21 protein-coding genes are annotated in these 19,230 nt (G+C 54.5%); 3 read left to right on the forward strand and 18 right to left on the reverse strand.

From position 1 onward, the window contains the following. Nucleotides 1-38 precede the first annotated feature (38 nt). Nucleotides 39-902, forward strand: a complete 864-nt coding sequence (comA, locus tag BN3795_RS16410; protein ID WP_068785772.1) for a phosphosulfolactate synthase — start codon at nt 39-41, stop codon at nt 900-902. A gap of 63 nt (nt 903-965) precedes the next feature. On the opposite strand, the gene BN3795_RS16415 is transcribed toward comA, so the two are convergent. From BN3795_RS16415 to BN3795_RS16480, 14 genes are all read right to left on the reverse strand, one after another. Further along, on the reverse strand, nt 966-2,468 hold the full coding sequence (locus BN3795_RS16415; RefSeq protein ID WP_068785796.1) for a nitrate/nitrite transporter: 1,503 nt from the start codon (nt 2,466-2,468) through the stop codon (nt 966-968). Nucleotides 2,469-2,662: 194 nt separating this feature from the next. Next, nucleotides 2,663-3,181 carry a hemerythrin domain-containing protein gene (locus tag BN3795_RS16420; protein ID WP_068785773.1) on the reverse strand — a complete coding sequence of 173 codons (519 nt, stop codon included), beginning with the start codon at nt 3,179-3,181 and terminating at the stop codon, nt 2,663-2,665. Nucleotides 3,182-3,195: 14 nt separating this feature from the next. Then, a complete protein-coding gene (locus BN3795_RS16425) occupies nt 3,196-3,843 on the reverse strand; it encodes a response regulator (RefSeq protein WP_068785774.1) in 648 nt (215 codons plus the stop codon). 40 nt (nt 3,844-3,883) lie between these two features. Further along, on the reverse strand, nt 3,884-4,945 hold the full coding sequence (locus BN3795_RS16430; RefSeq protein ID WP_068785775.1) for a sensor histidine kinase: 1,062 nt from the start codon (nt 4,943-4,945) through the stop codon (nt 3,884-3,886). Next, nucleotides 4,942-5,400: a GAF domain-containing protein gene (locus BN3795_RS16435; protein ID WP_068785776.1), complete on the reverse strand. Its 459-nt coding sequence runs from the start codon at nt 5,398-5,400 to the stop codon at nt 4,942-4,944. Before BN3795_RS16435 ends, BN3795_RS16430 begins: the two co-directional genes overlap by 4 nt. Nucleotides 5,401-5,426: 26 nt before the next feature. Further along, complete coding sequence (gene narI / locus BN3795_RS16440) at nt 5,427-6,125, reverse strand: respiratory nitrate reductase subunit gamma (RefSeq protein WP_068785777.1); 699 nt, start codon at nt 6,123-6,125, stop codon at nt 5,427-5,429. Further along, nucleotides 6,112-6,687: a nitrate reductase molybdenum cofactor assembly chaperone gene (gene narJ / locus BN3795_RS16445; protein WP_068785778.1), complete on the reverse strand. Its 576-nt coding sequence runs from the start codon at nt 6,685-6,687 to the stop codon at nt 6,112-6,114. The genes narI and narJ overlap by 14 nt, the downstream gene beginning before the upstream one ends. Continuing rightward, entirely contained in the window at nt 6,680-8,227 is a 1,548-nt protein-coding gene (gene narH, locus BN3795_RS16450) for a nitrate reductase subunit beta (protein ID WP_068785779.1), read from the reverse strand. Before narH ends, narJ begins: the two co-directional genes overlap by 8 nt. Beyond that, a complete protein-coding gene (locus tag BN3795_RS16455) occupies nt 8,217-11,894 on the reverse strand; it encodes a nitrate reductase subunit alpha (RefSeq protein ID WP_068785780.1) in 3,678 nt (1,225 codons plus the stop codon). The genes narH and BN3795_RS16455 overlap by 11 nt, the downstream gene beginning before the upstream one ends. A 189-nt stretch (nt 11,895-12,083) precedes the next feature. Then, nucleotides 12,084-12,560 carry a GNAT family N-acetyltransferase gene (locus BN3795_RS16460; RefSeq protein ID WP_068785781.1) on the reverse strand — a complete coding sequence of 159 codons (477 nt, stop codon included), beginning with the start codon at nt 12,558-12,560 and terminating at the stop codon, nt 12,084-12,086. A gap of 20 nt (nt 12,561-12,580) precedes the next feature. Continuing rightward, the gene (locus BN3795_RS16465; protein ID WP_068785797.1) at nt 12,581-12,979 is read right to left on the reverse strand and encodes an NUDIX hydrolase; all 399 of its coding nucleotides are present in this window, start codon (nt 12,977-12,979) and stop codon (nt 12,581-12,583) included. Nucleotides 12,980-13,036: 57 nt separating this feature from the next. After that, nucleotides 13,037-13,522 carry a DMT family transporter gene (locus BN3795_RS16470; protein ID WP_068785782.1) on the reverse strand — a complete coding sequence of 162 codons (486 nt, stop codon included), beginning with the start codon at nt 13,520-13,522 and terminating at the stop codon, nt 13,037-13,039. A gap of 12 nt (nt 13,523-13,534) precedes the next feature. Continuing rightward, nucleotides 13,535-14,233, reverse strand: a complete 699-nt coding sequence (locus BN3795_RS16475; protein ID WP_068785783.1) for a Crp/Fnr family transcriptional regulator — start codon at nt 14,231-14,233, stop codon at nt 13,535-13,537. A gap of 40 nt (nt 14,234-14,273) precedes the next feature. Beyond that, nucleotides 14,274-14,699 (reverse strand): DMT family transporter, encoded by a 426-nt coding sequence (locus BN3795_RS16480; RefSeq protein WP_068785784.1) that lies wholly within the window; start codon nt 14,697-14,699, stop codon nt 14,274-14,276. Nucleotides 14,700-14,851: 152 nt separating this feature from the next. On the opposite strand from BN3795_RS16480, the gene BN3795_RS16485 reads away from it, so the two are divergent. Continuing rightward, nucleotides 14,852-15,412 carry a GNAT family N-acetyltransferase gene (locus BN3795_RS16485; RefSeq protein WP_068785785.1) on the forward strand — a complete coding sequence of 187 codons (561 nt, stop codon included), beginning with the start codon at nt 14,852-14,854 and terminating at the stop codon, nt 15,410-15,412. 11 nt (nt 15,413-15,423) lie between these two features. On the opposite strand, the gene BN3795_RS16490 is transcribed toward BN3795_RS16485, so the two are convergent. Beyond that, nucleotides 15,424-15,852: a MarR family winged helix-turn-helix transcriptional regulator gene (locus BN3795_RS16490; protein WP_068785786.1), complete on the reverse strand. Its 429-nt coding sequence runs from the start codon at nt 15,850-15,852 to the stop codon at nt 15,424-15,426. 145 nt (nt 15,853-15,997) lie between these two features. Between BN3795_RS16490 and BN3795_RS16495 the strand changes: the two genes are divergently transcribed. Beyond that, a complete protein-coding gene (locus BN3795_RS16495) occupies nt 15,998-17,488 on the forward strand; it encodes an MFS transporter (protein WP_068785787.1) in 1,491 nt (496 codons plus the stop codon). Between the two features lie 91 nt (nt 17,489-17,579). On the opposite strand, the gene BN3795_RS16500 is transcribed toward BN3795_RS16495, so the two are convergent. The 3 genes from BN3795_RS16500 to BN3795_RS16510 form a co-directional block, all read right to left on the reverse strand. Then, nucleotides 17,580-17,870, reverse strand: a complete 291-nt coding sequence (locus BN3795_RS16500) for a hypothetical protein (RefSeq protein WP_068785788.1) — start codon at nt 17,868-17,870, stop codon at nt 17,580-17,582. Between the two features lie 55 nt (nt 17,871-17,925). Then, the gene (locus BN3795_RS16505) at nt 17,926-18,555 is read right to left on the reverse strand and encodes a nucleotidyltransferase family protein (protein WP_068785789.1); all 630 of its coding nucleotides are present in this window, start codon (nt 18,553-18,555) and stop codon (nt 17,926-17,928) included. Next, nucleotides 18,548-19,230, reverse strand: a 683-nt coding sequence (locus tag BN3795_RS16510) for an XdhC family protein (protein ID WP_198524738.1), incomplete at its 5' end; no start/stop codon positions are given. The genes BN3795_RS16505 and BN3795_RS16510, both read right to left, overlap by 8 nt.

Here is a 19,230-nt window from a genome sequence, read left to right on the forward strand (position 1 = left end):
TGAAACGATAAGTCAATAGGAAACGAGGAGATTCCAGTATGAAGAGTACCTTACGTGCCGTATGGCCTGCCGAGTTGTTTGATCCGAGCGGACGGCGTCAATCGGTTGAGCCCAAAGAGAGCTTGCCGGAGCTGCCGGTTACCGGCACGGGCTTGACAATGGTCATCGATAAAGGACTCGGGCGGACCGCCTTTACGGATTTCATTGAACTGGCCGCGGGTTACGTAAATTGCATCAAATTGGGGTTCGGCACCGCCCCGCTCTACAGCACCGAACTGTTGATGTACAAGATCAACCTTGCCAAGCAGCAAGGCATCATGGTGATGCCTGGTGGAACCTTGCTGGAGACGGCGGTTCAACAGGATGTGGTCTCGGAATTCTTTAATACCATCTGCCGGCTTGGCTTTAACGGCATTGAGGTGTCGGACGGCACCATTGAGCTCCCCCGCAAACGTCGTACGGAATTGATTCAAGAAGGCAAAAGCAGGGGCTTGCGTGTCGTCACCGAATTTGGTAAGAAATTATCCGGCTCCTTAATCGATGCGACCCATTTGGCGGAAACCCAGGAGGCCGATCTTGAAGCCGGTGCCGAATTGATGACGGTCGAAGCCCGGGAATCCGGGATGGGCGTGGGCATCTTCGATGAGCAAGGTGAATGCCGCCAGGATATATTGGACAATATCCTTAAGTTTGTCCCTGATACGACAAGGCTGATGTGGGAAGCTCCGCTGAAGCATCAACAGGTGCTGCTGCTGCGGAAATTCGGCGCGGGCGTTCACTTGGGCAATATTCAGCCGCAGGATATTCTGTCGCTGGAAACGATGCGGCGGGGACTTCGTCAGGATACGTTTGAATTCGGCATCCGGTCGAAGCCCGCCGAAGAATGTATTTATGTGATTTAACTTAGAAAAAAAGCGATTAAACAGCCGTTCCTGTTTAATCGCTTTTCCCTTCCTGGCCAGCCTTTATCTCTCCGATTTCGCATCCGGAAGCTCGGAGAACGTCCCCACATAATGAATATCCTCTCCGGTCTCATCTTTTACAGCGCTGATGTTCAACCATTGCCGATAGATTTCGCCGTTCTTGCGTTTATTCCAGATTTCGCCCTGCCACATGCCGGATTCCTTGATGCTCTTCCACATGCGCACATAAAAATCAGGAGCTTGCCGATTCGCACGCAAAATGCTTGGCTTCTGACCGAGGGCTTCCCGCTCATTAAACCCGGTTACCGCCGTAAACGCCGGATTCACCGCCACAATCGTGCCTTTCGGGTCCGTCACCAAAATGCCCTGTGCCGTATTGTTGAAGACCTCCGAAGATAAGCTCAGCTTATCGGAGTAGATCATCCAGAGCACAAGAATCAAGCTGGCCAGCGCTACTTGCGACAACAGCATAAAGCCGATGGAATACTGGCCGGTCACCGAATGGATGTAGGACAGCAGCAGCGGCGGGAAGAATCCGCCCAAGCCGCCCATCATCGAGACGATCCCGTTGACGATCCCCGCCTGCTTGTTGAAATATTGCGGGACGAGCTTAAAGATCACCCCGTTGCCTGTTCCCGCAACCATGGCGATGACGAGGCAGCCAACCGTATAGAGGGGAAATGTCGGAGAGAAAGCCAGCACGATCGCCGCTAACGTGAAGCCTGCAAATACGACAATCAGCAGCATCAAGGCATTAAACCGGTCCGCCAGCCATCCGCCAACCGGACGCATAAACGTGGCCAGCGCGATAAAACCCGCGGTGCGCATTCCCGCATCCACTTTGGTCAGATCAAAATTCGTCACCAGGAAATTGGGCAGATACACGGTGAAGGCGACAAACGAACCAAAAGTAATAAAGTACAAGAGAGAGAACAGCCAAAGCTTTTCGTTTTTGTATACCCCTTTGATTTGCTCCATCATCGCCGTTTTCACTTTCGGTTCCTTGCGGTCCCCGAAGAAGAGATTCAGCGCTGCAAAGATCAGCAGAAGGATCAAATACAGCTTCACCGTCGCCGACCAGCCTATTTGCGTGGCGATAACCGGCGCGGAGAACGAGGTCACCGCAGTCCCGAGATTCCCCAGACCATACACGCCGTTAACCAGGCCGTGGCGCTCTTTCGGATAATATTTCGGCAGCGAGGTCACGCCTACAGAGAACACGGCCCCGCCAATCCCGAGGAACAACCCGCCAATGATCAGATCTACATACGTACTTGCTTCACTGATGTAATACACCGGAAATAGCAGCAGAATAAAGCTGATCAAGAAGACGATCCGCGCCCCGAAGATGTTGGCATAATACCCGATCGGGATACGGAGTACGGAACCCAAGACGACGGGAATCGCCGTAATGATCGCGACCTTGTCGGGAGGAATGGAAATATCGTCGCCCATAAACGACAGGAGCGAGGAGATAATGACCCACACCATAAAACCGACAATCAGATTTAAGGTTTGCAATGGTAATTGAACTTTTCTTATCAAATCGATCACCTTTTTCCAAATTGACTTTCTGAATAACCATCGAATTCCCCACCCGTATTTTAGCCGATTCCCTGATCGAGCCTGAATAGGGTTTTCCCCCGTTCGCCCCGGGAAACTCCCTAACGGACCGATTTAGACACAAAAAAGCCCATAAGCATCGGTTGATGTTTATGGGCTGCTCATTGAACAGGAATCTATTCAACAATCAGGGTGTACAGCTCCTTATTCAACTGCTCTTGTTCTGTCAGTTTCATCACCTGTCCGGTCATCGGAAACAACACGGTTTCCTCCTTGACGAAATGCACCGTCAAAATCTCGAACGCTTCGCCCGCATCTCTGGATAAAACCCTCATCTCTTCCAGCGTAAACTCGCCGTTCGCATAATGAAGAAAATGGTCAAGGTAAGCTAAGATTTCCTCATGCTCCTGCTCGATCGAAACGATCGGTCCCTGATCGTATCCGATCTTTTTCCCTAATCGTTGAAAAAAATAAGCCTCTTCTTTGTGAAAATGCTTGCGCAAAGGAGATTTGAAATCGCTCAGCAGCCCGCGCAATCGGGCGAATTGGGACTTTGCCGGCTCGATTGTATAGCGGTCATTTTGAAAGTCTAGCACAATGGAATGCCAATCATTCATTAAGCTGGCCAAATACCGATGCTCATTCTCCAGAATACGCATGGCGGGCAATTCGCTCAGCAGTGTTCCTTGTTCCATGTCCCCAGCCTCCGTTAGAAATCCAACAGCTTTTTCTTGATGGCGTACTCCACCAGCTCAGGTCTTGATTTCAAATTCAGTTTTTCCATGATTTTGGCTTTATGTGCTTCCACCGTTTTGACGGAGATATGCAGCATTTCGGCAATTTCCTTATTTCCGTAACCCTTGGCCACCAGCGGCAGAATCTCGACCTCACGGGTGGACAACAGTTGGTACGGGTTGCTCTCATCCGCCTGCTGATCTTGGTTCACGAATTCACGAACAAGGGAAGAAGCGAGCTTCGGGTGAATATAAACCCCGCCTTGATGCACCATGCGAATGGCCGAGACGAGCTGTTCATCCGGAGAGTTCTTCAGGACATACCCGCGCGCGCCTTTCTTAAGTACATGAAACAAATATTCCTCGTCATCATGCATCGTCAGGATAATGATATGGGTTTCGGGAAAATCCTCATGGATTTTGGCCGTGGCGATTAAGCCGCTTTCCCCCGGGGGCATGCTGAGATCCATCAGCAGAATGTCGGGCCGGTGTTTGGCAACCATTTTGTACGCCTCGATCCCGTCTGCAGCCGTCGCCACAACTTCCATATCCTCTTGAAAATTAATGATCATTGCAAAACCGCTTCGGACGACGGCATGATCATCCGCGATTACCACTTTCACTTCCCTTACCTCCCTGCCCTTCATCGTTTGCAGCAGACGTTCAAGGAGAGACCGCTGCAAGCGGGATCCGCAAATGCACGGTTGTGCCTCTCCCCCGCTCTGAAGTCAGAATAATCTCTCCGCCCACCAGCTCGGCCCGTTCCTTCATCCCGTAGATACCAAGCCCGGTTCCCTTCGGATCGTTCGTGTTCACGTCAAATCCGCTGCCTTCATCGGAAACGATAAGCTCCAGCAGATGTTCGGAGGCAAATAAACGTACGTCAACCTCGTCAACGTCGGCATATTTCAGGGCATTAAGCACCGACTCCTGACATACCCGGTAAACGACCGTCTCTACTTCACTATTAAATCGTTGACCGCTAAGCTCCGCAACAAAACGGACCAGCACGCCATAGTTCTTCTCAATCCATTTAAAATGCGAGCGGAAGGCGGCGTCCAAACCGAGATCATCCAGCGAGGCGGGCCGCAGCTCCACCGACAGGTTTCGGATTTGCTCCAGCAGTCTCGTAAGGGAAGCTTCGGTTTGCTGGATTTTCTGCAAAGCTTCCTCCTGGACATTCAAATATTTCAACACCCGCAGATCTACCAGGGAGCTGATCAGCTCTTGGGCTACGCTGTCGTGCAGCTCGCGGGAGATCCGTTTGCGTTCGTCTTCCTGAGCTTTGATTACGCTCTTCATCATGGTGTTGCGATTCAGCATCTGCTGTGTCATGAGCTGATTCGTCAAATCGCGCAGGATCAGCACCCGGATCCCCGCCGCCCCGTCCACCGTCTGAAAACTGGCCGAAAACGGCACCACGCCTTTGGTTCTCGTCTCCAGGTACAGTTGAAAGGAGCTGAAGTCCTTCTCCGTATTGGAAAGGTAGCAATTCAAACAGGACATCGGTTCTTCTTCACTTGTATAACCTCGGCAGGAGAAACAGAACGCATTGCTGTCTGAACCGGCCGGTTCCTCCAGTACCCGGCGATCCAGCAGACGTTCAGCCTGGGGATTCATCGCCATGACCCGATGGCTGGCGTCAAAGAAGATGATCGCGTCGGAGCTGTGTTCAAATTGCTTCTGCAGCAGCTCGATCGGAACCTTCAAGGATAACGGATTCACGGGATCAGCTCCTTGATCTCAAAATCGCCAAACCTGCCCTGAAGCTTCTCATACAGCCGGCGCACCCCGTCCTGCGACATCCGCTGCTCCCCGCGATAGCCTGCCAGAAGCACGCCTTCCACCCGATCCGCCAAGTACAACGGAATCGCCGCCAGGCTGGTTAACCGTTCCGAGATCAGAATCGGATAATTGTACATCTCCTGGGGAGGAAGCCCTTCGACAACACGGGGAACTAACATGGGACTGCCGGTCTTAAACACGATGCCGGCAATCCCCTTTCCCGACTGGAGAACGATGCGTTTGTAGCGGTTATTCAAGTTGCCCGAGGCGTATTTCCAGGTAAGGACGAAATCGTTAACCGCCGATTCGGCGAAGGCTAGCGACACGAAGTCATACCCCATCTGTTCTCTTAACTGGTCGATCATATCCTGGTAGCAACTGGAGGTTGGATTCATGTACTCGTCTCCCTAACTTCAAATCCTTAACGTCCCGCAGTATGCGAGCGATTCTTCCTATAAAGGATATAGCTTCTCCGGGCATAATTCAAGGGGACGCTCCAGACGTGGACAAGACGAGTAAACGGCCACAAGGAGAAGATCAGGAACCCCGCCAAGATGTGGATTTGGAACGAGATCGGCACCTCCGCCATGTAGGATGCCTCCGGACGGAGGATCAACAGGTTGCGGAACCAGACGGAGATCGTCTCCCGATAATCAAAATCCGGCTGTACGTTGTTCGTAACCAACGTGGAGAACATTCCCATGAAAATGATGAACAGCAGTAGTCCGTTCACGATCATATCCGACGCGGAGCTGAGGCGGCGTACGTTTTTCTTGGTCAAACGGCGCATCGTCAGGATTAGCATCCCGGCGAACGTGACGACGCCGAAGAAGCCGCCGCCGTACATCGCTCCGATATGATACAAATGCTCGCTCACGCCAATCGCGGTCATCCATTCCTTCGGAATGCCTAACCCTGCCACGTGACCCATGATGACCGGGATGATCCCGATATGAAACAGCATACTGCCCAGCATCAGCCTCTTCTTCTCGATAAATTCGCTGGATTTGGCCGTCCAGTTAAACTGATCATAACGGTAGCGGAAAATATGTCCCACCACAAACGTTGCCACGCATAGATAAGGGAAGATTACCCATAGAAATTGCTCAAACAGATTCATGAACCTTCACCTCCTGTGACAAGCATCGTTTAAACGTCTCCCGAAGCGCTTTGATCAGATCGTAATACGGGTTCCCCTTGGGCTCCAAAGCCTTCATCAACTCATAAGTACCGTCTTCTAAGATCGTAATCACCGTATGCATGCCCGCCTCGGCATGAGGATGGTCCAGCCAATCCGCCACATACAGGAACTCCAGCATAAGGGGCAGAAAATCCGGCAATTCTCGATCAACCATCTCCATCCCGAACATCTCATAGACCGCTTTGAGCGAAGTCAGCAGTTGTCCGCGCTCTTTGGATTCTTCATATTTAAAGTAGGTCATGTAAAGAGTGGAGGATTTCTCAAAATCAAAAGTATCTACGTACAGCTCTTCTATCTCTTCCATGGTCAGCAGCAGCATCTGTTCGCGGTACTTGAACAACGGCTCCTTCACCGTTTGGGGAAGGTCCGCTTCCTCAATCTCGCGGATCAATGCGAACGTTTCCTTATCGGGGTAGATGAGCTGCCCGGCAAAGAAGCCAAACAGCTCGCGATGTTCATCCAGTTTGGCCAGATCAATCACGCCAGATCCCCCCATAGAAGTTTTGTTCGTACAAATCTCGGCCGCTCTTCGACGAGCTGGCGGGAATCGGGGTAGCCGGACCGCAGCCGTCACAGTCCATGCCGAACCCGGTCGTGCCCTGAGCCCGGTAGGGGTCCATGTACCCTTCTTTATGCGATGTCGGGATCACGAACCGATCCTCGTATTTCGCGATGGCCAGCAAGCGGTACATTTCCTCGATCTGCTGCGCGGTAAGTCCAACGCGAGCTAAACGGCTTTCATCGAAGGCTTGTTTGGAGAATTGCGCGCGTTGGTAGGAACGCATCATCGCCATGCGCTGCAGAGCGATTTTGACCGTTTCCGTATCCCCTGCCGTCAACAGATTGGCCAGATATTGCAGCGGCGTTCTCATTTCTTCAATCGCCGGGAAGATCAGGTCCGGATTCTCAATCGAATCTTTGCCTTCAAAATGGCTCATAATCGGGCTGAGCGGCGGCACGTACCAAACCATCGGCAGCGTGCGGTATTCCGGATGCAGCGGGAACGCCAGCTTGTATTCGATCGCCAGCTTGTAGACCGGTGAATTTTGCGCCCCTTCGATCCATTCCTCGGACAGGCCGTCCTTGCGGGCTTGTTCGATGATTTTCGGATCTTGCGGATCGAGGAACAAGCCGAGCTGCGCCTCGTATAAATCCTTCTCCTCCGGAGTGGAAGCCGCTTCTTGCACGCGATCGGCATCATACAGCAGCACGCCCAGATAGCGAATGCGTCCGGTACATGTCTCGGAGCATACGGTCGGAAGACCCGCTTCAATTCTTGGGAAGCAGAATGTACACTTCTCCGCTTTATTGGTTTTCCAGTTGAAGTAGACCTTCTTGTAAGGGCAGCCCGTCATGCAGTAACGCCAGCCGCGGCAAGCTTCCTGGTCGACGAGGACGATGCCGTCCTCATCGCGTTTGTAGATGGCGCCCGACGGACAGGAGGCCACGCAGCTTGGATTCAGGCAATGCTCGCAGAGGCGCGGCAAATACATCATGAACGACTGCTCGAAGTTGAATTTGATCTCTTCTTCGATCTTCTCAATATTCGGGTCCTTCGGCCCGGTGATATGGCCGCCTGCCAGATCGTCTTCCCAGTTCGGCCCCCAGTCCAGGTCCATCTTGTCGCCGGTCACGACGGATTTAGGCCGTGCAACAGGCTGATGTTTCTTCTCCCCCGAATTCGTCAGCTTCTCATAATCATAAGTCCAGGGTTCATAGTAATCCTTCATTTCCGGCATGTCCGGATTGTAGAAAATTTTGCCGAGCGCGATCTTGGACAGCTTGCTGCCGGACTTCAGCTCCAGCTTGCCGTTGCGCAGCGTCCAGCCGCCTTTGTAGTGCTCCTGGTCCTCCCAACGTTTCGGGTAACCGATGCCCGGCTTCGTTTCCACGTTGTTAAACCACATATATTCGGCGCCTTCCCGGTTGGTCCAGGTGCTCTTGCAGGTCACGCTGCAGGTGTGACAGCCGATGCATTTGTCCAGGTTCATCACCATGGCGATTTGCGCTTTAATCTTCAAGCCAGTCAACCTCCTTCAGTTTGCGCACGGCAACGTAGACATCGCGCTGGTTGCCGATCGGTCCGTAGTAGTTGAAGCCGTAGCTGAGCTGCGCATAACCTCCGACGAGCTGCGTTGGCTTCAAGTGAATCCGCGTCGGAGCATTGTGGCTTCCGCCCCGCTCCTGGGTGATTTCCGAGCCCGGCACATTGATGTGTTTGTCCTGGGCATGATACATAAACATCGTGCCTTTCGGCATCCGGTGGCTGACCACCGCCCTTGCCGTCACAACGCCGTTGCGGTTATAGACCTCCAGCCAATCGTTATCGTTGATCTGGTGCGCTTCGGCATCCTCGTTGCTGATCCATACCGTCGGACCTCCGCGGAACAAGGTGAGCATATGCTGATTATCCTGATAGGTGCTGTGGATGTTCCATTTGCCGTGCGGTGTTAAATACCGCAGCACCAGCGCATCCTTGCCCCCTTCGACTTGTTTGTCGCGCGGACCGAACACCATCGGCGGCAGCGTTGGTTTGTAGACCGGGAGCGCTTCCCCGAATTGCAGGAAGATTTGATGATCCAGATAGAAATGCTGGCGTCCGGTCAGCGTCCGGAACGGCACGAGCCGTTCGATGTTTGTTGTAAACGGCGAATAGCGGCGTCCCGATTTGTTCGAGCCGCTGAACACCGGGGTCGGAATGACTTCGCGCGGCTGCGCAGTGATATTGGCGAACGTAATCCGTTCGGCTGCACGGTCGGCCGAAATATCCTTCAGTTCCACGCCCGTATCCTGTTCCGCCGATTCCCAGGCGCGCTGCGAGACCTTGCCGTTGGTTGCCGAGGACAGGTGAAGTACGGCATTGGCCGCCTGTCTGGCCGTACGCAGCTTCGGCCGGCCGTTTTTAATCGTATCGTCGATATACGAACCGTTGATTTTTTTCAGATCCTCATACTCTTCCTTCACGGAGAACGAAACCCCGTGCGCGCCAACCTTGCCGGATTCCAGGTTCGGCCCCAGCGTAATGTACTTGTCATAGATCTTCGTATAATCGCGTTCGACGACCGCAAAGCCAGGCATGGTCTTGCCGAGGACCGGTTTCACTTCTCCGCGTTTCCAATCCTTCACTTCCCCGTAAGGCTGAGCAATCTCCGCCATGGAATCGTGACCGAGCGGAGAGGTGACCAGATCTTTATACACCCCCGGCATATGCTCCTTCGCCATTTCGGACAAAACGTTAGCCAGTGTCCGGTATATATCCCAGTCCGTCCGCGATTCCCACAGCGGATCGATCGCCGGATTAAACGGATGCACGAACGGATGCATATCGGTTGAGGAAATATCGACTTTCTCGTACCAGGTTGCCGCCGGAAGCACGATGTCTGCATACATCGGCGTCGCCGTCATGCGGAAATCCAGCGATACCAGCAGATCCAGCTTGCCTTCAACCTCATCGCGCCAGACGATCTCTTCCGGCTTCTCTTCTTCATTCGGGTTCGACAACAGTCCGTTATGCGTACCGAGCAGATGCTTCATGAAGAACTCTTGCCCCTTCGCCGAGCTGGAGATCAAGTTGGAGCGCCAGACGAACAACGAACGCGGGAAGTTCTCCGGCGCGTCCGGATCCTCTACGGCAAACTTCGTTTCGCCGGATATCACTTGCTCATACGCATGCTGAACGATCTCGGCATTGTCCGTTTTGCCCAGGGCGGCGGCTTCTTCGGCGAACGCCAGGCTGCTTTTGTTGAACTGCGGATACGACGGCAACCAGCCCAGACGAGCCGCCAGCACATTGTAATCCGCCGGATGACGGTACGGAATGTCGCCGCCGGTCGGCGATTTCAGCGAATCCGCGCTCATCTCCTCGTATTTCCATTGGTCCGTGGCGAAATAGAAGAACGAAGTCGCGTTCTGCAGCCGCGGCGGCACCTGCCAGTCGCGGGCGAAAGCGATGGTCGACCAGCCTTCGATCGGCCGGCATTTCTCCTGCCCGACGTAGTGGGCCCAGCCGCCGCCATTCACGCCTTGGGAAGCCGTCAGGACCACTAGGTTCAGAATCGAGCGGTAGATCGTATCGCTGTTAAACCAGTGGTTGATCCCGGCACCCATGATAATCATCGAGCGTCCGCCGGTATCGAGCGCGTTCTGCGCAAACTCGCGGGCGATCTGCACCACAAGCGACGCCTTAACGCCGGTGATCCGCTCTTGCCAGGCCGGGGTATAATGCGATTCAGCATCCTCGTACCCCTTGGCAGCATACGTGCTGCCCGGGCGATTGACGCCGTATTGACTGAGCATCAAATCGTGAACCGTCGCGGCCAGCCGGGTTGAACCGTCGGCCAGAGTTACGGTTTTGGCCGGAATTGACCGGGTAAAGGTGCCGTTGCCAGCAGCGTCGAAGTAAGGGAATACGATCTCTGTCCACTCGCCGCCATGGGGCTCGATCGATAGGGCCGGTTGGATCCGGCTGCCGTCTTCCCGCTCCAGAATCAGGTTCCACTTCACATCCTTCTCCCAGCGTTGACCCATCGTTCCGTTCGGTACGACCAATTCGCCAGCCGCCTCATCATAGATGACCGGCTTCCATTCGGCATGCTCGCTTGTCTGACCCAAATCGCTTGCCCGCAGGAACCGTCCGGCCTTATAGCTGCCTTCGTGCGGATCCAGCAAGATCAGGAACGGCATGTCCGTGTATTGCTTGGCGTAGTTCAGGAACATCGGTTCCTGGCGCTGTACATAGAACTCGTCAAGGATAACATGCGTCATCGCTTGCGCAACCGCCGCGTCCGTCCCCGGATGCGGAGCCAGCCAGTTATCGGCAAATTTCACGTTCTCCGCATGGTCCGGCGCTACCGACACTACCTTCGTGCCTTTATATCGAACTTCGGTCATAAAGTGAGCATCTGGCGTCCGCGTCAGCGGGACGTTGGAGCCCCACATGATGAGGTATCCGGCGTTGTACCAGTCGGACGACTCCGGCACGTCGGTTTGCTCGCCCCAAATTTGCGGGGACGCCGGCGGCAGATCCGCATACCAATCGTAGAAGCTGAGCATTTCGCCGCCCAGCAATGAGATGAAGCGCGCGCCTGAGGCGTAGCTGATCATCGACATCGCCGGAATCGGCGTAAACCCGGCAATCCGGTCAGGTCCATATTTCTTAATGGTATAAAGTAATTGCGCCGAAATCAGCTGAGTTGCTTCTTCCCAGGTGACGCGCACATGACCGCCTTTCCCTCGGGCCTGTTTATAAGATTGTGCGGCTTCCGGATTCTCCACGATGCTTGCCCAGGCTTCCAGGGGATTCCCGTGATGTTTGGTCATCGCTTCGCGCCACAGGCGCAGCAGCTTACCGCGCATATAAGGGTATTTCACCCGCAGCGGGCTGTATTCGTACCAAGAGAACGAAGCTCCTCGCGGACAGCCGCGGGGTTCGAACTCCGGCATGTCCGGTCCGCAGGACGGATAATCGATTTGCTGGTTCTCCCAAGTGATAATGCCATTTTTCACAAATACCTTCCAACTGCAAGAACCGGTGCAGTTCACGCCATGCGTTGTCCGCACCACTTTATCGTGCGACCAGCGGCCGCGGTACATATTTTCCCATTCCCGGCTTTTCTCTTCGATTTTCGTCCAGTTTCCCGAAATCGTTTCCGGCTTCTTAAAAAAGCTAAGTCCTGATCTTCGTTTCACGGAAGCGTTCACTCCTTCATCGCCCAAATGAATGCCTTTGACGGGGAATCAATGGTATTCGAGCTTCTGATTCCATTATGGAACTCTTCGCTTCCGCTTCCCATCAGGGAAATCCCTTAGGTTGTCGGAGAATGCCCTATAACGTCAAAAAAACGCCGGACGGCGTTTTTTTGAGCTGAATTGCTATCGTTATGATCGTAAATCCCTAATATACCACGCATCGCAGGCGAAGTGCTCCGAACCTGCCAGAGGTGCTTGCAGCTGACGAAAGCCCTGCTTCCGATAAAAGCGATTTGCCGCCTCCATCGTCTGCAGCGTTTCCAGATAACATTGCTCATAGTGCAGCTTGGCGAAATCCAGGCACTTCTGAAGCAAACGAGCCGCAATCCCCGTCCCGCGGAGCTCGCTCCGCAGATACATTTTCTGGAGCTCGCACACCTCGTCGGACCCGGCAAACGGGGCAATCCCCGCACCGCCAAGCACTCGGCCGTTCTGCTCCACCACCCAATAGGCTCGTCCCTCCGGCTCGTAATAGCGGGAAAGGCAACTCAAGCTGTCATCTTGCCAAGCCAGCCCTTCCCGGTTCCCGCCAAACTCGATCAGGCAATCGCGGATCACCGCCTCCAGCGCTGCGTTATCCTCCGCTTGCAGAGGTCTGATGTGCATGGTTATGACCGCTCCTTTCGTCACAGCAATTTCAGTTCATGCAGCCGGTCAAAGATCATTCGGCTGATCAGCGAAGTACGATCGCGCTCCGCATAGCTGAGCCAAGCCATCTCCTCGATCTCGGAAGCCGGCTGAAGCTCGCCTTCCACCTCGGCGAAGTAACAAGTCATGCGCACGAGCACGCCCTCCGGCTTGCCGTCGGCCTGCGCTTCGAACGTAGCAAAATATTCGGCCGTATCGGGCTTGACCGAGGCGGATAACTCCTCCTGAATTTCCCGCTGCAAGGTTTCAAGATCCGACTCGCCTGCATCCCTTTTGCCGCCCGGCACATAAAAAAGCTCCTTCCCCTTGGAACGCACGTTCAACATGCGGCCGTCCCGCAGGCAGATCCAGGCGATTTTATCGATGTTTGCCTCCATAATTCCCTCCATAACGAACCCTCCTCTAACTAGATCTCCGTTCAACCTTCCAACCCGCTAATTCATAACTTCTTGCTTCCGAGCAACGCTCTCAGTGCTGTCGCGCCGCCCGCCTAATTTAAATACGAAAATTCCGCCGACAATGACAAGCACGCCCATCAATTGATGAAGCGTAAACGGCACCTTCTGCAGGCCTAACCAGCCCAGGGAGTCAAACAGCAAGGCAAATCCCAGCTCCGAGGTCATGACGATGGCTACGGCATAGGTCGGTCCCAGCAGCTTCACCCCCTGCACCATACAGGTGACGACCCCAACTCCGATCAAACCGCTGAACCAGAACCAGAGGTGCATCCCGGTTAACGAGGTAAACATCCCTTTGCCTTCGACGAACAGGCCAATTGCGAAGGAAGCCGCAAATCCCAAACCTAACACCAGCATCGTTGTTGTCCAGTTCCCCGTCCGCTCATTCACCTTCGTATTGAACACATTTTGCATTCCGACCAGCGCACCGGCCGTTAACGCAAACAAGATTCCTAACAGCACATTGATATCCCCCTACTCATAAATATTCCGGCTGACCAGATTCTGGAGGCCATCCCGATCCTTGACCGTGATGCCCTCCCGGTTTCGTTCGATCAACCCCAGCCCTGCAAATTTCTGCAGCACGCGGTTTAAATGCCGATAGCTGGTCCCGATCAAATTCGCGGCATCGGCCAGATCCGCCGTCCCCAGCTTCCCGAGGAACAGGGCATCCGCTTCGTCAAAGGAAACGGACAACAGATAGCTCGCCAGTCGAATTTCTACCGGATACAGCAAGTTGAAGCTCATGGAGCTGGATTTCATGTAGAACTTCTTCGTGATGATGTCCAGCAGAAAATACAGCAGCGGCGAATGATCCGCACCGTATCGATGCAGCCAGCGATATTCCACGCCGATCATATGAACGGGAGACACCGCCTCAACCGTATTGACTATATCCCCGTCGCGAATAAACTCAACATCCCCCACGACCTCCAGCGGGTTTTTAAAGGAGATCACCAGCGTGCGTCCTTCCGGAGAAGTGTTGAAGATTTTGATCTTCCCTCGGACCAGCACGTACATGGAATGCGAAGGTTCCCCTTGGGTGCAGATCAGTTCTCCCCGCTCAAATCCGTAAAGCGACAAGTAAGGCAGCAATGCTTCGGGAAAAACTTTTCGCAGTCCATACGTTTCGATATAATCAGCCAACAAGGCCGGGTCCGCTACTTCTTTCATGTTCGTTCTCCTCTCCGACGCAGGGGTCATGATGCCTCTGCTAAAACTTGAGGATGATAACTCCCGCGATCATCATGCCGATGCCGATAAATTGCGGTAGCCGCATTTTTTGCTTGGGTACGCCGAACCATCCCAGACTGTCGATGAGAAAGGTAATACACAGCTGGGCGATCAGGACCGCCGAGATGGTTAAGGTAACCCCAACCTGCTGGATCGCTGTAACATTGCTAAAAATGATAATCGCCGCCAAGGCCCCTCCGCTGATATATAGCGGGCGTACCTGCCGCAAATCCTTCATCCCTCCGTCGCGCACGAACACCCAAATGAGCAACGCCGCGACAAAACCGGTAAACTGGGTCAGCGCTGCCGCCGGCCATGTGCCGATATCCGCACTGATTCGTGTATTGGCCACTCCCTGCAGGGTGATAAACGCCCCGGCCAAAAACGCAAACAAAATCCCCCTCATCGTCTCTCTCCTCATTCACGGATCTTCCGATCCTTTATATCAATACCTTATTAAAGGATATCTTCTGCCGTTTGGAAAGGACATATGTCCTGCACAAGCGAAAAGCGGTTAAAATAAAGGTAAACTACAGCATCAAGCGAGGGGATCATCATATGCAATGGACATTCACAACCTTAACCGAGTGGGATGAAGCCTGGTGGGACAAGCTCGGACCGATTTATCGGGAAGCGTTCCCGCACGGGGCCAAACCGGAGAAAATCCTGCGGGGGATGCTCGATCGCCGGATCGCCTGCCTGCATGCGGGACATCATGAGCATGAGGCGATCGCGATGGCCGTAACCGGCATCAGCGGCAATCCGGGCCGCAAGCGGTTGATTCTCGATTATATGGCGGTTCGCCAAGATCAAAGGGGGCACGGTCTCGGCCACCTCTTCTTCTCCCAAATCCGCGGCTATGCCGAGCAGGAACACCAAGCCGAAGCCATCGTGATCGAGGCGGAAGCGGAGGACACCGAGACAAACCGCGAACGTCTCCGATTTTGGATCGATTGCGGTTTCAGAGTCACCCCTTATGTCCATCAATATATCTGGGTCCCGGAACCTTACCGGGCTCTATATCTCCCGCTGAATGATCGCTTCAGGGTCACCGACGACGGCCAATCTCTGTTTCGGGAGATCACGTCATTTCATCATCGATCGTTCCAGGGGAAATAATACTTGATCTCTTAATGACCAGACTGCTTGCTTTCATATATTTTGATCAGCAGCGCTTCAAGCTGGGCTTTCTCCGCTTCGCTTAATACCGCCGTCAATCGACGGTTAGAATCAGCAAGAATTTGGCGCAGAGTAGGCTCAAAAGCCCGACCTTTCGCCGTTGGATACAACAGAATGGATCTGCGGTCATGCTCATCGACCCGGCGTTCAATATACCCGGCCTCCTCCAATTGTTTGACGGAACGCGTGGTGGTCGCCTTGTCGAATTGAACCAGACTGGTCAATTGATCCTGGTTCAGCCCCGGCGTTGTTAAGATCGCCAACAGATAGCTGTGGTTGCCCCCGCCGCCAATTTCGTACGGCTTCAACAGCGCGGCCATTTCCTTTTGGTTCATCCGTTGAAGATAGGCAATCAATTTGCCCACGGAAGGGTTATTCATCCCCGTGCACCTCTTTGCCATTTTGGGTTTACGCAAATTTTACCTGATATCTGTTGCGCTCGCAACTAATTTGGAGTACACTGGGGATGCTTTAATTAGTTGCAGACGCAACGAAGTGGGATGGAGAATAGAGAGGTGTATTGAGATGAATCGAAGTTTCCAAGGCTCGGACCTTCGCACGACTTCCTATCAAGAGGATCCGGACATTCAGCGTAAACGCTGGCTGATCCTCATTGTGTTAAATTTGTTTACGTTTATGTCGACGTTAGACGGCAGCATCGTCAATATTGCCCTTCCGGTTATCTCCAAGGAGCTGGAACTGTCTGTAGCCCAGGCTGAATGGGTCGTCACCGCGTATTTGATGATGATATGCGCGGCCATCCTCTTTTTCGGCAAATTGGGGGATATCGTGGGTAAAATACAAGTGTTCAAATGGGGAATGGTCATATTCACTGTTGGCTCCCTGCTGTGCGGCTTCAGCTCCAGCTTGCCGCTGCTCGTGGGCTCGCGGCTGCTGCAAGCGCTTGGGGCATCGATGACGATGGCCAACAGCCAGGGGATTGTCACCGATATCTTCCCGGCGGGAGAACGGGGCAAGGCGCTCGGGCTCATCGGCACGTTCGTCTCCCTGGGCAGTATCGCCGGCCCCAGTCTGGGAGGCGTCATCGTCTCCGCCTTGGGCTGGGAATATATTTTCTGGGTCAACCTGCCCGTCGGCCTCATCGCCATCGCCATCGGTTGGAAGCTGCTCCCGGCGGATCGGACCAAACTGAAGGTGAAGATTGATAAAGCGGGCAGCCTGCTGTTTCCCCTCTTCATCCTGGCGTTGTTCGCCGGGTTGCTGCTGGGTCAGCAGATCGGTTATCAGGACGTTCGGATCATCGGGGCGCTCGTGCTGGCAGCCGTCGTGTTCATCGTGTTTCTATGGATCGAAAAACGCAGCGAAGCGCCGATGCTTCAGCTTACTTTGTTCCGCAATCCGTTGTTCAGCTTAAGCATCCTGACCGGATTCCTGGTGTTCGTCGCCAACTTCTGCTTTAATATCATGGCGCCGTTCTATACGCAGAGCATTCTCAACCTCTCCCCTTCTCACGCGGGATTTCTGATGATGTTGTTCCCGATTATCATGGTCATCGTCGCCCCGCTCAGCGGCGCGTTATCCGATAAGATCGGCTCCGAGCTGTTGACGTTCGCCGGCTTGATCGTGATGGTGATCGCACAGATCGGGCTCGCCCGTCTGCACGGCAGCAGCCCCATAGCGCTGGTGGGCGTATGGATCGCCATGCTGGGCCTGGGCAGCGGCCTGTTCCAATCGCCCAACAATTCGCTGGTGATGTCGAAGATTCCGAAAACCCAACTCGGCATTGCCGGCAGTATCAACTCGCTCGTGCGCAATATCGGCATGGTTGTCGGCATTACCGTCGCAACCACCACCTTGTTCAGCGTTATGAGCAGCCGAGCCGGCCGGCGGGTGACCGGCCTGGTGCCGGATCGCCCCGACCTGTTTCTGTCCGGCATGCATGTGGTGTTCATGACGTCGGCGTCGATTTGTCTCGTGGCCGCGCTTCTGACGGGCTGGAGGTTCTGGGCTGCAAGACGCGCACAGCGGCGCGGACAGGTTCGGTCTTCGGTTTAGGAGGTATCATAGAAAAATGAGAAAATCCGTACCGGGTGATCTTAACGCTGGTACGGATTTTTTTCGTATGTTCGTCATCTTCAAGACTTGGTTATTCCGCCCATTCGAGCCCTTCCAGAATTCGATATTTCAATAATGCAAGCAGGAAGTCCGCATAGAAATCTTTGCGAACGATAATCTTGTATTGGCGTTCCTGATCCCGATTCAAATAAAACAAAACATCGGTATACACGTCGTTGTCCTCGAACTCTTTCTGCACTTCCCGCATTTTCGATAAAAGCGGTTCATCCTGCAGGAAAGTCAATTCGAACTCCACGTCATCGTCATTCGTCGTCTCGCGGATCCGAACCCGTTCTGGATCGATTCGGTAATTCAGCGGCATGTCCCGTCCCCCTCATGCTTGGATGCCCTAAGGATATCGTGTCTCCTTTGCGAAGTCAACTTTTAGGAAATGCCGACAGAAAATACCGTTCGTACTCCTCCGGGGTGTCGATATCCCGCGGTGCTGGACCGGAAATCTTCACCTCAGAGATCTGGTCCTTGTATTGCTGCAGCAGCTCTTTGGCACCGGCATCGCCGTCCAGCGCCATCAATTTGGGGAACAGCTGCGCCGCAAATAATACGGGATGCGCCGGACGATCGTCATAGCGCGTTTGAACGATCCCGGCACCGGTTTCGGCGAAGGCTTCTGCCGTTTGCCGGACGGCTGCCGGCGAGATTTCCGGCTGATCCCCCAGCAGAATCAGGACGGCTGCCGGGGCAAAGCGCTCTTCCAACTGCCGGATCCCGGCTGCCAACGAAGCACCCAACCCTCGCCCGGCGTGCGATGTGGTCAGCCATTCCACCGCAAGCCCCTGGATATGCTCTCGACGAACCGGACCGCCTTCGGCGGCAATCACCGCCACACGAAGGTTCCCGGCCTCCAGCGCTTGATGCACAGTCTGCCTGAGCAGGTTGCCGTGCGGGGCCGGCAGCAGCAGCTTGGGTTCTCCCATCCTCCGGGAAGCGCCGCCTGCCAGAATCAGCGCCCAGACGTCCGCTCGCTTTCCTGCTTCATGTTCACACACGGCAGGACTCCGGGAATAAAGGTGCGTCAAGGAATGGAGAACGCGAATACGTCAAAGCGCTTTCGCCACTTCCAACGCCGACCGCTCCTTTACGATCGCGAAGGAAACCGCCGCTGCGGCCGTTTTTGACCGCGGTCATCTCCGCCAGAATGCTCATGGCGATTTCCTCGGGGGTTTCCGCGCCAATGTCCAAGCCTACTGGAGAATACAGCTTGTTCAGCAGCTTAGGATCGATCCCGCCGTCCGGCTCATCTCCCGACCGGCTCGGCTCCAGAATCTTCTCCAGCCGGTAGCGGGAACCGACCAGGCCAACATATGCGACCTCCGGCGTCAGCATCCGGTGAACCGCCTCCCGGTCCAGGTCCAGGTTGTGCGACATCACGACGACGTATTTACCCCGAACGTCGACTTGCTCAAACGCATGTCGCGGGATCATCCGCAGCTCGTCCGCTGCGGGGAACCGCTCCCGCGTCGCTTTATCCGTCGCATGGTACGCGACGGTCACCCGCCACTGCAGCCGGTGAGCCAGGCTGCAGAGCAAGCGCGCATCGTCGCCGACGCCGACGATGACCAGCTCCGGGCGCGGTGCGACCCGCTCCAGCAGCAGCTCCAGCTGCGTGCTGCCCTCGGTGCGTCGCACCAGCCCGGCCCGCCGGCCCGCGCCCAGCAGGCCGG

Origin of the sequence: Paenibacillus phocaeensis (assembly GCF_900021165.1) — a bacterium.
Classification (GTDB): Bacteria; Bacillota; Bacilli; order Paenibacillales; family Paenibacillaceae; genus Fontibacillus; species Fontibacillus phocaensis.

Excerpts from the sequence above, each read along its gene's own strand:
- comA (WP_068785772.1), top strand. The coding sequence starts at position 39 with ATGAAGAGTACCTTACGTGCCGTATGGCCTGCCGAGTTGTTTGATCCG.
- BN3795_RS16420 (WP_068785773.1), bottom strand. The coding sequence starts at position 3,181 with ATGGAACAAGGAACACTGCTGAGCGAATTGCCCGCCATGCGTATTCTG.
- BN3795_RS16435 (WP_068785776.1), bottom strand. The coding sequence starts at position 5,400 with ATGAATCCAACCTCCAGTTGCTACCAGGATATGATCGACCAGTTAAGA.
- narI (WP_068785777.1), bottom strand. The coding sequence starts at position 6,125 with ATGAATCTGTTTGAGCAATTTCTATGGGTAATCTTCCCTTATCTATGC.
- BN3795_RS16460 (WP_068785781.1), bottom strand. The coding sequence starts at position 12,560 with ATGCACATCAGACCTCTGCAAGCGGAGGATAACGCAGCGCTGGAGGCG.
- BN3795_RS16465 (WP_068785797.1), bottom strand. The coding sequence starts at position 12,979 with ATGGAGGCAAACATCGATAAAATCGCCTGGATCTGCCTGCGGGACGGC.
- BN3795_RS16475 (WP_068785783.1), bottom strand. The coding sequence starts at position 14,233 with ATGAAAGAAGTAGCGGACCCGGCCTTGTTGGCTGATTATATCGAAACG.
- BN3795_RS16480 (WP_068785784.1), bottom strand. The coding sequence starts at position 14,699 with ATGAGGGGGATTTTGTTTGCGTTTTTGGCCGGGGCGTTTATCACCCTG.
- BN3795_RS16485 (WP_068785785.1), top strand. The coding sequence starts at position 14,852 with ATGCAATGGACATTCACAACCTTAACCGAGTGGGATGAAGCCTGGTGG.
- BN3795_RS16490 (WP_068785786.1), bottom strand. The coding sequence starts at position 15,852 with ATGAATAACCCTTCCGTGGGCAAATTGATTGCCTATCTTCAACGGATG.
- BN3795_RS16495 (WP_068785787.1), top strand. The coding sequence starts at position 15,998 with ATGAATCGAAGTTTCCAAGGCTCGGACCTTCGCACGACTTCCTATCAA.
- BN3795_RS16500 (WP_068785788.1), bottom strand. The coding sequence starts at position 17,870 with ATGCCGCTGAATTACCGAATCGATCCAGAACGGGTTCGGATCCGCGAG.